Origin of the sequence: Photorhabdus hindustanensis, from assembly GCF_002968995.1 — a bacterium.
Classification (GTDB): Bacteria; Pseudomonadota; Gammaproteobacteria; order Enterobacterales; family Enterobacteriaceae; genus Photorhabdus; species Photorhabdus akhurstii.
Genome location: NZ_PUWT01000078.1, coordinates 63,303 through 79,424 on the forward strand (window position 1 = coordinate 63,303; position 16,122 = coordinate 79,424).

Consider the following 16,122-nt stretch of genomic DNA (forward strand, 5'->3'; position numbering starts at 1 on the left):
ATGAAAGGTAACATTGCTACAGCGGGAAATGTTCTTAAAGACCAAGCTCTCTCTCAGATATCATGTGAAAATATAACTCATAATACGTATGATACATCGATTCCATCACGAATATGCGTTGTGGTGGGGGGAACGACCCTTGCGGTGTTCTGCGCTGAACAAATTCTGGCGGCTGGGCATACCATACAAGCAGTCCTATCTACTGATACTGTTCTACAAACATGGGCTGCCCAACAAGGGATTGTTTGTGTGAACTCGGTTGATGCATTACAAGAACAAATCACGTCACAGCCTGTCGATTGGCTTTTTTCAATCGTTAACCCAATCATCCTGCCAGTATCATTAATTGAACAAATTCGTGGCGGGGCTTTTAATTATCATAATAGTCCTTTGCCTCGCTATGCGGGTAGTCATGCAACCTCTTGGGCGTTGTTAGCTCGGGAGACACATTACGCTATTTCTTGGCACTGTATTGAAGGCGGTGTGGATACCGGCGATATTGCCGTGCAATGGCCGGTATCGATTGAGGAACAGGATAATGCTTTCTCGTTGAATCTGAAATGTTATCAGGCGGCTCAGAACGGATTTGTCGAACTACTGAAAAATTTGGGTTGCGACGCACTGGTGACTTATCCTCAGGATCTCTCGCAACGGAGTTTTTATGCTCGGTCACGTCGCCCCGATTGGGGGGGATATTTGTGTTGGGAGCAGTCGGGAGAAGTCTTGTCAGCTTTAGTGCGGGCATTAGATTTTGGGGAGAATTATTTAAATCCATTGGGTTGCCCGAAACTGTTACTGAGGCAGGGTCCGGTACAAATTTCCTGGCTTCAGCGGTTGAACACGTGCTCTGATGGTCTACCCGGTACGTTGATTAGTGTGGAGGAGGATGCTTGGCAGGTGACGACCGGCAGTGAGGATGTGCGGATTGGGGGATTCGCTACCCTTGAAGGTCATCCGTTGTCTGCCAGAGAGCTTGCCGATATATCGGAACTTAGACCGGGTAAACAGCTTCCTTTACTCTCCTCACAACAAGCGCGGAATGTAAAAGATACCCTTCAAACACTCGCACCCAGTGAACCATTTTGGTATGAGCGTCTTGCCTCGTTGCAACCACTCCAGTTGCCTTTTGAAATGATTGGAAAACAGGCAGAACCCCGATGGGGAATCAGCCCCTGGCAGCCTTCATTGCCAAAAAATGGTGGAGAAGACCCATTACAGACACTGTTGCAGGTATTCGTTATCTATCTTGCGCGTTTGACTCAGCAGACTGAGTTCCAAATCGGCTGGTGTGTGGACGAGGCAAAAGATAAACCAGATATATTGACAGGCTTGTCATCGGTGGCGCCGATGGTTGTTGAGGTGGCGTTTGATAAGCCGTGGTCTGTGGTAGCTGACTGGATGGATAACGAGTTTGTTCGATTGGCGCGGCACCGCACATTTAGTCGTGATCTTCTTTCCCGTTCTCCTTCACTGCGCTCTATCCCGGAATTAAGAACAAGCCGACCGTGGCAGATCGCCGTTTCGGTGATACAGGATGACAAATCGTGTGATCAGACAGTATCCGGCGAATTGCTGACGTTGCAGATCAATGCGCAGGGTGGTTTCCGCTGGATCTATGATGAAAATCGACTGAGCCCGGAAGTTATTCTGCGGATGAGTGAACATTTGCAGGTGTTGGCGTCATCAAAAAGGATGAGTGATGAAATCCCCGTGGGGCAGCTTAATTTGTTGCCTGAGGCTGAACGTAAGTTGTTGCTGGAAACCTGGAACGCTACTGCAACCGCGTATCCAGAGGCGTTATGCATTCATCAGTTGTTTGAACAACAGGTGGAGAAAAACCCGGAGGCAATAGCACTGATAGCGGGAGATAATACTTTCAGTTATATGGAACTGAATGCCCGCGCCAATCGGTTAGCTCGTCAACTTATCGAACAAGGAGTGTGTCCCGGTGATCATGTCGCGTTTCTGCTAGAGCGCTCGATGGAACTGGTAGTGACGCAATTAGCAATTCTCAAAGCCGGAGCCGTTTATGTGCCTATTGATCCCAGTGTGCCGGATGAGCGGAAAAACTGGCTGATAAGTGATTGCTCCGCCAGATTACTGCTCACTGATACACAGGCGGATATTCCGGCGGATCTGACTGTGCCGCTGCTTCGTCTCTCGGATGAGACAGATACGGGCCGCGAGGAAGATCATCTTAACCTTGACTTACCGCGTTCCAGCACCGAACTAGCGTATATCATGTACACCTCCGGTTCTACCGGGACACCCAAAGGGGTTTTGGTGCCGCATCGCGCGGTAGTCCGGTTGGTTATCAATAATGGCTATGCTGAAATCGGGCCGGATGATCGGGTGGCTTTTGCCGCTAATCCGGCTTTTGACGCCAGCACGTTTGAAGTTTGGGCGCCGTTGCTGAATGGCGGCGCGTTAGTGGTGGTTGATCACGTCACTTTACTGACGCCGCAGGCGTTTGTAGAAGCTTTACAAATTCAGCAAATAACGGTTCTGTGGTTAAGTGTCGGGTTGTTTAACCGTCTGGCAGTGGAATTGTCACCGGTTTTGCCGCGGATAAAGTTTCTGATTGTCGGCGGAGATGCCCTTGATCCCCATGTTATCGGCCAGGTACTGAACACCAGTCCGCCGCAACAGCTATTAAATGGTTACGGGCCAAGTGAAGGCACCACTTTTACGGCAACGTATCGAATCAATGCAGTCGCACCGGGAGCGACTAATATCCCGATCGGTCGACCGGTAGCCAACACGCGGGTTTATCTGTTGGATGCTTATGGTCAGCTGGTGCCGTTAGGGGTGGTCGGAGAGATTTATGTGGGTGGAGATGGGGTGGCTTGTGGTTATCTTAACCGGCCTGAATTGACTGCTGAGCGTTTCCTTACCGATCCGTTCAGCGATAACCCGGATGCTCGCCTGTACCGCACTGGAGATTTGGCCCGTTATCTACCGGACGGCAATCTGGAATTCCTGGGCCGAAACGATCAGCAGGTTAAAATCCGCGGCTTCCGCGTTGAACTCGGGGAAATTGAAGCCCGGTTAGCCGAGCATCCAACGGTGCGTGAGGCGGCGGTGTTGACGCGGGGGGAAGGGCAGGATAAACGACTGGTGGCCTATGTGGCGGCGGAAGCCCATGACGGGCTGGTGAACAGTCTGCATGCTTATCTGCAAGCTATTTTGCCTGACTATATGGTGCCGTCAGCCTTTGTGCGGCTGGATGCGTTTCCGCTAACGGCGAACGGTAAATTGGATCGTCGTGCGTTACCGGCGCCGGACGATGAGGCTTTTGCCCGTCAGACTTACGAAGCGCCTCAAGGAGAAACCGAAATAGCGCTGGCGGCGATTTGGCGTGAATTACTGGGGATTGAGCAGATAAGCCGGTATGACAGCTTTTTTGCTCTGGGTGGTCATTCGCTACTCGCGATACGGGTGGTTGAACGGCTGCGTCACTTGGGATTGACACTGACGGCGCGTGATCTGTTCCAGTCGCCGGTGTTATCAGACCTGGCGCAAACATTGGGACAGTATCAGGCGGTGATAGTACCGCCTAACGTTATTACGCCAGCAACTACGGCCCTGACGCCAGCGATGTTGCCGCTGATTGATTTGACTCAGGCTGACATTGACCGCATCGTCGGGCAGGTGCCGGGCGGGATCGCTAATATTCAGGATATCTACGCCCTGTCGCCGTTGCAGGATGGTATTTTGTTCCACCACTTACTGGCAAACGAAGGTGATCCCTATCTGTTGACGGGGCAAATGGCTTTTGCTGATCGGGCGTTGTTGGATCGTTATCTGGCGGTGGTGCAACGGGTGGTTGATCGCCACGATATCTTACGTACCGCTTTTATCTGGCAAGGATTGTCAGTCCCAGCGCAAGTGGTCTGGCGTCAGGCCACTTTATCGGTGACTGAACTGACATTAAACCCGGTTGATGGTCCGGTCAGAGAGCAGTTAATCCGGCACTTTGATCCTCGTCAGCATCGTCTCGACCTGAGTGAAGCGCCGTTATTGCGTTTTGCCGTGGCGCAAGAAACCGATGGCCGTTGGATTCTGCTGCAATTGCTGCATCACCTGATTGGCGACCATGAAACAATGGAAGTGATGCACCGCGAAGTTCAGGCATATCTAACAGGTCAGGAGGAGAGCCTGCCTGTACCGGTGCCTTTCCGCAATCTGGTGGCTCAGGCCCGGCTGGGGGTGAATCAGGAGGAACATACCCGCTTCTTTACCGAGATGCTGGCGGAAGTGGATGAACCGACGCTGCCATTCGGCTTGACAGAGGTGCATCGTGATGGTTCACAGGTGACGGAATCTCACCGGATGTTGGCGCCTGAGTTGAATACCCGTTTGCGCGGTCAGGCCCGGCGTTTGGGGGTCAGTCTGGCGGCGTTGTGCCATTTGGCTTGGGCGCGGGTGTTATCGCGAACCAGTGGTCAGGAGCAAGTCGTGTTTGGCACCGTACTGTTTGGGCGTATGCAGGCAGCGGATGGCGCCGACAATGGTATGGGGCTGTTTATTAATACCTTGCCATTACGGTTGGATATCGATGAAACCCCGGTACGGGAGAGTGTACAGATTGCTCATACTCAACTCGCCGGATTACTGGCGCATGAGCATGCGTCACTGGCGCTGGCTCAGCGTTGCAGTGGGGTTGCCAGCGGTACGCCGCTCTTTAGCGCCCTGTTGAACTATCGGCATAATGCCTTATCGGCAGCATCAGATGAACTGATTGGCGGTATTGAATTCCTTGGCATACAGGAACGAACCAACTACCCGTTAGTGCTGTCAGTGGAGGATTTTGGCGATGCACTGGGACTGACAGCTCAGGTAGTGCAACCGTTTGAGTCAGAACGGGTATGTGGTTATATGCAACAGACGCTGGAGAGTCTGGTGGAGGCTCTTGAGCAAACCCCGGATATGGCTGTTCGGGCATTGGAAATTCTGCCGGAAGCGGAACAGACGTTGCTGTTAAAAAATTGGAACGCCACGGAAACCGCCTATCCTGATGCGTTATGTATCCATCAGTTGTTTGAACAACAGGCGGAGAAAACCCCTGACGCGATAGCATTAGTGTATGAAGATCAGACCCTCAGTTATGCCGAATTAAATGCCCGCGCTAACCGGTTGGCTCGTCAACTCATAGAACAAGGGATATGTCCCGGTGATCATGTCGCGTTTCTGCTAGAGCGCTCGATGGAGCTGGTAGTGGCGCAATTGGCGATTCTCAAAGCCGGTGCTGTTTACGTGCCGATAGATCCTAATGTGCCGGATGAGCGGAAAAATTGGCTGATAAATGATTGCTCCGCCAGATTGCTGCTTACCGATACACAGGCGGACATTCCGGCGGATCTGGCTGTGCCGCTGTTTCGTCTCTCAGATGAGACAAAGATAGACAACGAGCAAGATCGCCTTAACCTTGACTTACCGCGTTCCAGCACTGAGTTAGCGTATATCATGTACACCTCCGGTTCGACCGGGATACCTAAAGGCGTCTTGGTGCCGCATCGTGCGGTGGTCCGGCTGGTGATCAACAATGGCTACGCTGAAATCGAACCGGATGACCGGGTGGCCTTTGCCGCTAACCCGGCTTTCGATGCCAGCACGTTTGAAGTTTGGGCGCCGTTGCTGAATGGCGGCGCGTTAGTGGTTGTTGATCACGCCACTTTGCTGACGCCGCTAGAGTTTGTACAGGTTCTACAGGCTCAACGAATTACTGTTCTGTGGTTGAGCGTCGGATTGTTTAACCAGCTGGCAGAAGAACTATCTCCGGTTTTACCGCAGATAAGGCTCCTGATTGTCGGCGGAGATGCCCTTGATCCGCATGTCATCGGTCAGGTACTGCGCACGAATCCGCCACAACAGCTATTAAATGGTTATGGGCCGAGTGAGGGCACCACTTTTACGGCAACGTATCGAATCAATGCAGTCGCACCGGGAGCGACCAACATCCCAATTGGCCGACCGGTAGCCAACACGCGGGTTTATCTGTTGGATGCCTATGGTCAGCCGGTGCCGTTGGGGGTAGTCGGAGAGATTTATGTGGGTGGAGATGGGGTGGCCTATGGTTACCTTAATCGGCCTGAATTGACCGCCGAGTGTTTCCTTGTCGATCCGTTCAGTGATAACCCGGATGCCCGTATGTACCGCAGCGGAGATTTGGCGCGTTATCTGCCGGACGGCAATCTGGAGTTCTTGGGCCGTAATGATCAGCAGGTTAAAATCCGCGGTTTTCGTATTGAGCCAAAAGAAATTGAGGCCCGGTTAGCCGAGCATCCAACGGTGCGTGAAGTGGCGGTGTTGGTACAGGGGGAAGGTCAGAATAAACGGCTGGTGGCCTATGTGGTGGAATCAGCGGATGACGGGCTGGCGGACAGCTTGCATACTCATCTGAGCGCCATTTTACCTGACTATATGGTGCCAGCGGCCTTTGTGCGGCTGGATGCTTTTCCGTTGACGCCGAACGGTAAGTTGGATCATCGGGCGTTACCGGTACCGGACAATGAAATTGTTGCCCGTCAGGTTTACGCTGAGCCTCGGGGAGAAACAGAAATAGCGCTGGCGGCGATTTGGCGTGAATTATTGGGCATTGAGCAGATAAGTCGGTATGACAGCTTTTTTGCCTTGGGTGGTCATTCGTTGCTCGCTGTACGTATGATTGGACGCTTGCGTCACTTGGGATTGACACTGACGGCGCGTGATCTGTTCCAGTCGCCGGTGCTGTCAGATCTGGCGCAAACATTAGGACAGCATCAGGCTGTGAAAGTGCCGCCTAACGTCATTACGCCAGCAACCACAGAGTTGACGCCGGCAATGTTGCCGCTGATTGATTTGACTCAAGCTGATATTGACTGCATCGTCGGGCAGGTGCCGGGAGGGATAACCAATATTCAGGATATCTATGCCCTGTCGCCGTTGCAGGATGGCATTTTGTTCCACCATTTGCTGGAGAATGAAGGCGATCCCTATCTATTGTTCAGTCAGATGGCCTTTGCTGACCGGGCGCTGTTGGATCGTTATCTGGCCGCGGTTCAGCGGGTGGTTGATCGCCACGATATTTTGCGTACCGCTTTTCTCTGGCAAGGATTGTCAGTGCCGGCGCAGGTAGTCTGGCGTCAGGCCGCCTTATCGGTGACGGAACTAACACTGAATCCAGTTGATGGTCCGGTTAGTGACCAGCTAACCCGGCGTTTTGATCCGCGTCAGCATCGTATTGATTTGAGGGAAGCGCCGTTATTACGTTTTGTGGCGGCACAAGAAACTGATGGCCGTTGGGTTCTGTTGCAACTGTTGCATCACCTGATTGGCGACCATGAAACGATGGAAGTGATGCACCGTGAAGTGCGGGCGTATCTGGCAGGTCAGGAGGAGAGCCTGCCTGCGCCGGCGCCTTTCCGTAATCTGGTGGCGCAGGCCCGGTTGGGGATGAGTCAGGAGGAACATACCCGTTTCTTTAACGAGATGTTATCGGGGGTAGATGAACCCACATTACCGTTCGGGTTGACGGAAGTGCATCGTGATGGCTCGCAGGTGGCTGAATCTCACCGGATGCTGGCGCCTGAGTTAAATAATCGTTTGCGCAGTCAGGCTCGACGCTTGAGTGTTAGCCTGGCGACTTTGTGTCATCTGGCCTGGGCGCAGGTGTTGGCGCGTACCAGCGGACAAGATCACGTGGTGTTCGGTACGGTGCTGTTTGGGCGTATGGCGGCGGGGAGATGGGGCTGACAATGGCATGGGGCTGTTTATTAATACCTTGCCGTTGCGGTTGGATATGGATGATACCCCAGTACGGGACAGCGTACAGACCGCCCATACCCGATTGGCCGGATTACTGGCGCACGAACACGCGTCACTGGCGCTGGCCCAGCGTTGCAGCGGCGTACGGGGTGAGATACCCCTGTTTAATAGCTTGTTGAACTATCGGCACAATACTTTGCCGGTAACGTCAGATGATTTGATGAGCGGTATTGAGTTTCTTGGCGCACAGGAGCGAACCAACTATCCGTTAATGCTATCGGTGGAGGATTTTGGCGATGCTCTGGGGCTGACGGCTCAGGTCGTGCAGCCGTTTGAGTCGGAAAGCCTGTGCGGTTATATGCAGCAAGCACTGGAGAGCTTGGTGACAGCGCTGGAACAGGCACCGCAAATGCCGGTACGACAGTTGGAAATTCTGCCGGAAGCGGAGCGTACCTTGTTGTTAACAACTTGGAACGCCACGGAAGTCGCTTATCCTGACCAGTTGTGTATTCATCAGTTATTTGAACAACAGGTGGAGCAAACCCCTGACGCGATAGCGTTAGTGTATCAAGAACAAACCCTCAGTTATGCTGAATTAAATGCCCGCGCCAACCGTCTGGCCCATCAACTTATCGCACTGGGCGTCGCACCTGACCAACGGGTAGCGATTTGTGTGGCGCGTTCACCGGCTATGGTGGTGGGATTGCTGGCGGTAATGAAGGCGGGAGGAGCCTATGTGCCGTTAGATCCGGCTTATCCTGGCGCGCGTCTGGCTCATATTCTGACCGATGCGGCTCCGGCGGTGGTGTTGGCAGATGAAGCTGGCAGGGTTGCACTGGGTGAAGAAGCGCTGACCGTACTGAACCCAAATACCTTGCCTGATCAACCGGATTATAATCCACAGGTACCGGAGCTGACTTCTCGTCATCTGGCCTATGTGATTTATACCTCCGGCTCCACGGGGGTGCCAAAAGGGGTGATGATTGAGCACCGCAATACGGTTAACTTCCTACACTGGGCGCAGCGGGCCTTTGAGACGGAAGAGATCCGCGAAGTGCTGTTCTCAACGTCGATGAATTTCGACCTGTCCATTTTCGAATGTTTTATGCCGTTATCTCGCGGTGCGGCGATTTATCTGGTGGATGATGCGTTGTCATTGATGCAGCATGCCCTGCCGGTGACTTTGATCAACTCAGTCCCGTCTGCGATGAAACCGTTATTGCAGGCTCGGGCGCTGATGGCGTCGGTCCATACTGTCAATCTGGCGGGGGAACCGCTTAAAGGCGCCTTAATTGAACAGATTTTCGAAGAGACGCAAATACAGCGGTTGTGTAATCTCTATGGACCTTCTGAAACGACAACTTATTCTGCCTGGCTGTCGATACAGCGGGGCGACAGGATCATTGAAAGTATCGGCCGTCCGATAGCCAACACCTGCCTTTACTTACTGGACGAATATGGTCGACCAGCGCCGTTGGGCGTGGTGGGGGAAATTTATATCGGAGGCGTGGGAGTGGCGCGTGGCTACCTCAATCGCCCTGATTTGACGGCAGAACGGTTCCTGATTGATCCGTTTAGTGATGTGCCGGATGCCCGGATGTACCGCACCGGGGATTTGGCCCGTTATTTGCCGGACGGCAATCTGGAATTTCTGGGCCGTAACGATCAGCAGGTTAAAATTCGCGGCTTCCGTATTGAACCGGGGGAAATTGAATCCCGGTTGGTGGAACACCCGGCGGTGAGTGAATCTGTGGTATTAGCGCAAGGGGAAGGGCAGGAAAAACGGCTGGTGGCCTATGTGGCGGCAGAAGCGAGCGAGGGGTTGATTAACCGTTTACGCGAACATCTGAGCGTTCAGTTGCCTGACTACATGGTGCCGTCGGCCTTTGTGCGGCTGGATGCGTTTCCGTTAACGCCGAACGGTAAATTGGATCGTCAAGCGCTACCGGCGCCGGACAATGACGCTTTTGTCCGCCAGGTTTACGAAGCGCCACAGGGAGAAATGGAAATGGCGCTGGCGTCGATTTGGCGTGAAGTTCTGAGCGTTGAACAGATTAGCCGATATGACAATTTCTTTGCCTTAGGCGGTCATTCATTGCTGGCGGTACGGGTAATGAACCGGGTAGCGGCTTTGGGTATTGAATTGCCGCTAACCACCCTGTTTAAGTCTCCTTCGTTAAGGGCATTTGCTGAGGCTATGCAGACTCGGAAGGAGCAACCGGATACTATCCTGCCAGCTATTGTGCCGATATCCCGCGAAGGGGAATTACCGTTGTCATTTGCTCAACAGCGCTTGTGGTTCTTGGCACAACTTGAGGGCGTTAGTGAAACTTATCATATTCCGATGGCCCTGCGTTTGTGTGGTGAGTTGGATATCGTGGCCTGGCAAAAGGCGCTGGATACCTTATTTGCCCGCCATGAAGCGTTGCGCTCTGTTTTTGTCTCTGTAGATGGTCAGCCACAAGTGCGGTTGTTGGAGCCGGATAGCGGCTTACTGTTATCTCAATATGATCTGCGAGGGGTTCCGGATGCGGATGGGGTTCTTGAACGCTTGAGCGTGGAGGAAGCCCATGCGTCATTTGACCTTGACAGTGGTCCGCTTATCCGCGCCTGTCTTATCCGAATCGCTGATGATGAATATCAGTTTTTGCTGACCCAGCATCACATAATTTCTGATGGCTGGTCTGCCAGTGTGCTGGTACAGGAACTGAACACGCTCTATACAGCGTTTATGGCCGGACAATCCGATCCGTTGCCGCCGTTGGCGATTCAATACCCGGATTACGCCGCCTGGCAGCGTCAGTGGTTGTCGGCTGAACGTATTCAGGTTCAGTCTGACTATTGGCGCGCCATGTTGGCTGATGCGCCGGTTCTGTTGGATTTGCCGACAGATCGGCCTCGCCCACCGGAGCAGTTGTTTGCCGGACAAGCCGTGCCGGTTAACCTGAATGTTGAATTAACGACCGCCCTTAAGCTCCTGAGTGAGCAGCAGGGCGTCACCTTATTTATGACGTTGCTGTCAGCCTGGGGGATAGTCCTGTCGCGCCTGTCAGGTCAGGAAGATGTGGTGATTGGCACCCCGAGCGCGGGCCGTAGTCGTCGGGAAGTGGAGCCGTTGATTGGCTTCTTTGTCAATACGCTGGCGTTGCGCATGGATTTATCCGGTGAGCTGACCGTGACGGAATTACTGGCGCGAGTTCGGCAAACCGCATTGGCGGCACAGGAGCATCAGGATTTACCGTTTGAACAGGTGGTGGAAATCGTGCAACCACCGCGCCGACTGGCGCATACCCCGTTATTCCAGGTGATGTTTGCCTGGCAGAACAATGAAAGCACGGAATGGGGATTACCGGGGCTGGCGGTGTCGCCGGTCGATCAAGCCGTTGATGCTGTCAAGTTTGATCTTGAGCTTAACCTGTTAGAAGAGGAAGGCAGGATTGTTGGAGCGTTGAGTTATGCCGCCGCTCTGTTTGATCCAGCGACAATGGAACGGCAAGTCGGATATCTGCATGCGGTGCTGCAAGCGATGGCGGCTAACCCTCAACAGCCGGTCGGAGAAATTGATATTCTATCTCCGGCGGAGCGCAGGTTGTTGTTGGAAACTTGGAATGCCACGGCAACCGCCTATCCTGAGACGTTATGTGTTCATCAATTGTTTGAACAACAGGTGGAGAAAACTCCGGAGGCGATGGCCTTGGTGTGTGAAGGGCAGACCCTCAGTTATGCTGAATTAAATGCCCGTGCTAACCGGTTGGCTCATCAGCTTATTACACTAGGGGTAGAGCCGGATCAGCGGGTGGCGATTTGCGTGTCGCGTTCACCGGCAATGGTAGTGGGATTGCTGGCGGTGATGAAAGCGGGCGGGGCTTATGTGCCGCTAGATCCGACTTATCCTGGCGGGCGTCTGGCACATATTCTGAGTGATGCGGCCCCGGCTGTGGTGCTGGCGGATAAGGCTGGCAGGGTGGCGCTAAGCGAGGAAGCGCTGGCTGGATTAACGGTACTGGACCCTAATATTTTGTCTAACCAAGCGGATGGCAACCCGCAGATATCTGGGCTGACTTCACGGCATCTGGCTTATGTGATTTACACCTCCGGCTCCACGGGGATGCCTAAAGGGGTGATGATTGAGCATCGGAATACGGTTAACTTCCTATACTGGGCGCAGCAGGCTTTTGAAACGGAAGAGAGTCGCAAGGTGCTTTTCTCGACGTCGATGAATTTCGACTTGTCCATTTTTGAATGTTTTATGCCATTGTTCCGTGGTGCGGCGATTTATCTGGTGGAGGATGCGCTGTCATTGATGCAGCATGCCCTGCCGGTGACTTTGATCAATTCAGTCCCGTCTGCGATGAAACCGTTATTGCAGGCTCAGGCGCTGATGGCGTCGGTTCATACCGTTAATCTGGCGGGGGAACCGCTTAAAGGCGCTTTAATTGAACAGATTTTCGAGAAAACACAAATACAGCGATTATGTAATCTTTATGGGCCTTCTGAAACGACAACCTATTCTGCCTGGTTGCCGATACAGCGGGGGGACCGGATTATTGAAAGCATCGGACGTCCGATAGCCAACACCTGTCTTTACTTACTGGACGAGTATGGTCAACCGGCGCCGTTGGGCGTGGTGGGGGAAATTTATATCGGGGGCGCGGGAGTGGCGCGTGGCTACTTCAATCGTCCTGACTTAACGGCGGAACGTTTCCTTATCGATCCGTTTAGTGATGTGCCGGATGCCCGTATGTACCGCACCGGAGATTTAGCCCGTTATTTGCCGGACGGTAATCTGGAATTTCTGGGCCGTAACGACCAGCAGGTTAAAATCCGTGGCTTCCGCATTGAACCGGGGGAAATTGAGGCCCGGTTAGTGGAACACCCGGCGGTGAGTGAAGCCGTGGTATTGGCGCAAGGGGAAGGGCAGGAAAAACGGCTGGTGGCCTATGTGGCGGCGGAAGCTCACGAGGGGTTGATTAACCGTTTACGCGAACATCTGAGTATTCAGTTGCCTGATTACATGGTGCCGGCGGCCTTTGTGCGACTAGATGCGTTTCCGTTAACACCTAACGGTAAGCTGGATCGTCAAGCGTTGCCAACACCGGACAATGAAGCTGTTGCCCGTCAGGTTTACGAAGCGCCTCAGGGAGAAACGGAAATGGCGCTGGCGGCGATTTGGCGTGAAGTTCTGGGGATTGAGCAGATCAGCCGGTATGACAATTTCTTTGCTCTGGGCGGTCATTCGTTGCTGGCTGTGCGGGTGATGAACCGGGTAGCCGCTTTAGGTATCGAACTGCCATTAACCACCCTGTTTAAATCCCCTTCGTTAAAGGCATTTGCTGAAGTCATGCAGGCCCGGAAGGAGCAACCGGATACTATCCTGCCGGCCATCATGCCGATATCCCGTGAAGGAGAATTACCATTATCATTTGCTCAACAGCGCTTGTGGTTCCTGGCGCAGCTTGAGGGCGTCAGTGAAACTTATCATATCCCGATGGCCCTGCGCTTGTCTGGTCAATTGGATATCATGGCTTGGCAGAAAGCCCTGGATACCTTATTTGCCCGTCATGAAGCGTTACGCTCTGTCTTTGTCTCTATTGATGGTCAGCCGCAAGTACGGTTGTTGGCGTCGAATAGTGGCTTACTGTTATCGCAATATGATCTGCGCGGACTCCCGGATGCGGATGTTGTTCTTGAGCGTCTAAGCGTGGAAGAGGCTCACGCGTCATTTGATCTTGAAAGCGGCCCGCTTATCCGTGCTGCGCTCATCCGGCTCACCGATGACGAATATCAATTTTTGCTGACTTTGCATCACATAATTTCCGATGGCTGGTCCGCCAATGTGCTGATACAGGAACTGAACACACTCTATACGGCATTTATGGACGGGCAATCCGATCCGTTGCCGCCGTTGTCGATTCAATACCCGGATTACGCCGCCTGGCAGCGTCAGTGGCTGTCCGCTGAACGTATTCAAGTTCAGTCTGACTATTGGCGGGCAATGTTGGCTGACGCGCCGGTTCTGTTGGATTTGCCTACTGACCGGCCCCGTCCGCCGGAGCAGGCGTTTGCCGGAGATGCCGTGTCGGTTAACTTAGATGTTGAATTAACGACCGCCCTTAAGCGTCTGAGTGAACAGCACGGCGTCACCTTATTTATGACGCTGTTGTCAGCCTGGGCGGTGGTTCTATCGCGTATGTCAGGTCAGGAAGATGTGGTGATTGGCACCCCGAGCGCGGGCCGTAGTCGTCAGGAAGTGGAGCCGTTGATTGGCTTCTTTGTCAATACGCTGGCATTGCGCATGGATTTATCGGGTGAGCTGACCGTGACTGAGTTGCTGACGCGAGTTTGGCAAACCGCATTGACGGCACAGGAGCATCAGGATTTACCGTTTGAACAGGTGGTGGAAATTGTGCAGCCGCCGCGCCGGTTGGCGCATACCCCATTATTCCAGGTGATATTTGCCTGGCAGAACAATGAGAGCACGGACTGGGAACTGCCGAAGCTGACAGTCTCACCGGTCGATCAGGCCGTTGATGTTGTCAAGTTTGATCTTGAACTGGGTTTGTCAGAAGAGGAGGGCAGAATTGTTGGGGCGTTGAATTATGCCACCGCCCTGTTTGATCCATCGACGATGGAGCGGCAGGTGGAATATCTGCACGTGGTGCTGCAAGCGATGGCGGCTAACCCTCAACAGCTCATCGGAGAAATTGATATCCTGTCTCCGGCGGAGCGCAAGTTGTTGCTGGAAACCTGGAACGCGACGGAAATCGCCTATCCTGAGACATTGTGTATTCATCAATTGTTTGAACAACAGGTAGAGCAAACCCCTGACGCGCTAGCGTTAGTGTATGAAGATCAAACCCTTAGTTATGCCGAATTAAATAGCCGTGCTAACCGGTTGGCTCATCAGCTTATCGCACTGGGCGTTGTGCCCGATCAGCCAGTGGCGATTTGCGTGTCGCGTTCGCCGGCAATGGTGGTGGGGGTATTGGCAATACTGAAAGCCGGTGGCGCCTATGTGCCGTTGGACCCGGTTTATACCGGGGAGCGTTTGGCGCATATTTTGACTGATGCCGCGCCGGCTATGGTGCTGGCGGATGATACCGGGCGTAGTGCGCTGGATGAAAAAACGCTGGCTGCGCTAACGGTGCTCGATCCTAATATTTTGCCTGATCAGCCGGATAGTAACCCACAGGTACCGGCATTAACCGCACAGCATCTGGCTTATGTCATTTACACCTCGGGCTCGACGGGGACGCCGAAGGGGGTGATGGTCGAGCATCGTAATATCCAGCGTTTGTTTGAGGCGACGGAATCTTGGTATCGTTTTAACCGGCAAGATGTTTGGTGCCTGTTCCATTCCATTGCGTTTGACTTCTCGGTATGGGAATTATGGGGGGCGTTACGCTATGGCGCTAAACTGGTTCTGGTGCCGCATGCGATCGCTCGCTCCCCTCAAGAGCTGCATCAATTCGTGTGTCAGCACGGTATTACGGTGTTGAATCAGACACCGAGCGCTTTCAAAGCCTTTATTGCCAGTTATGTTGACAATCCATTACCGGACCAGTTGCGTTATATCATCTTTGGGGGAGAAGCCCTCGACCCGGGTATGTTGCGACCGTGGTATCGCCTGCGTGAAGAGACCTCACCAAGGCTGGTGAATATGTACGGTATCACGGAGACGACGGTTCATGTGACTTATCGGGAACTGAATCCGCATGATGTGGAACAGATAACCAGTCCTATTGGTACGCGCATTCCGGATCTAACCCTCTATCTATTGGATAAATACGGTCAGCCGGTGCCGTTAGGGGTAACAGGTGAATTGTATGTTGGAGGGGGTGGTGTCGCACGGGGTTATCTGAATCGCCCGGAGCTGACGGCGGAACGTTTCCTGATTGATCCGTTTAGTGAGCAACCGGGCGCTCGTATGTATCGTACTGGAGATTTAGCCCGTTACCTGCCGGAAGGGGATTTGGTGTTTGTGGGCCGCAACGACCAGCAGGTTAAAATCCGCGGTTTCCGCATTGAACCGGGTGAAATTGAGGCTCGATTGGTAGAACACCCAGCGGTGAGTGAATCGGTGGTGTTGGCATTGGGTCAAGAGCGAGATAAGCGTCTGGTTGCTTATGTCGTGGCGCCCGCGGATGAGGGGCTGGCGAATAGCCTGCGTACCTACCTAAGCGCTATTTTACCGGATTATATGGTGCCGTCGGCCTTTGTACGGCTGGATGCGTTTCCGCTAACGCCGAACGGTAAATTGAATCGTCGGGCCTTGCCGGCCCCGGACGGCGAGGCTTTTGCTCGTCAGATTTATGCAGCGCCGCAAGGGGAGACAGAAACCACATTGGCGGCTATCTGGCGTGAGTTGTTAGGTAT

2 protein-coding genes (1 of these 2 cut by a window edge) are annotated in these 16,122 nt (G+C 53.3%); both read left to right on the top strand.

The annotated features are described in order from the left end of the window. Positions 1 to 7,734, top strand: a complete 7,734-nt coding sequence (locus C6H66_RS27065; protein WP_105396765.1) for a non-ribosomal peptide synthetase — start codon at positions 1 to 3, stop codon at positions 7,732 to 7,734. Then, on the top strand, positions 7,703 to 16,122 hold the 5' end (the start) of the coding sequence (locus C6H66_RS22315; RefSeq protein ID WP_146111100.1) for a non-ribosomal peptide synthetase. 20,278 nt of this gene lie beyond the right edge of the window; 8,420 of the gene's 28,698 nt are visible here — the first part of the coding sequence; its start codon is at positions 7,703 to 7,705; its stop codon lies off the right edge, out of view. Before C6H66_RS27065 ends, C6H66_RS22315 begins: the two co-directional genes overlap by 32 nt.

Coding starts and splice junctions, on each gene's coding strand:
- C6H66_RS27065 (WP_105396765.1), top strand. CDS start 1: ATGAAAGGTAACATTGCTACAGCGGGAAATGTTCTTAAAGACCAAGCT.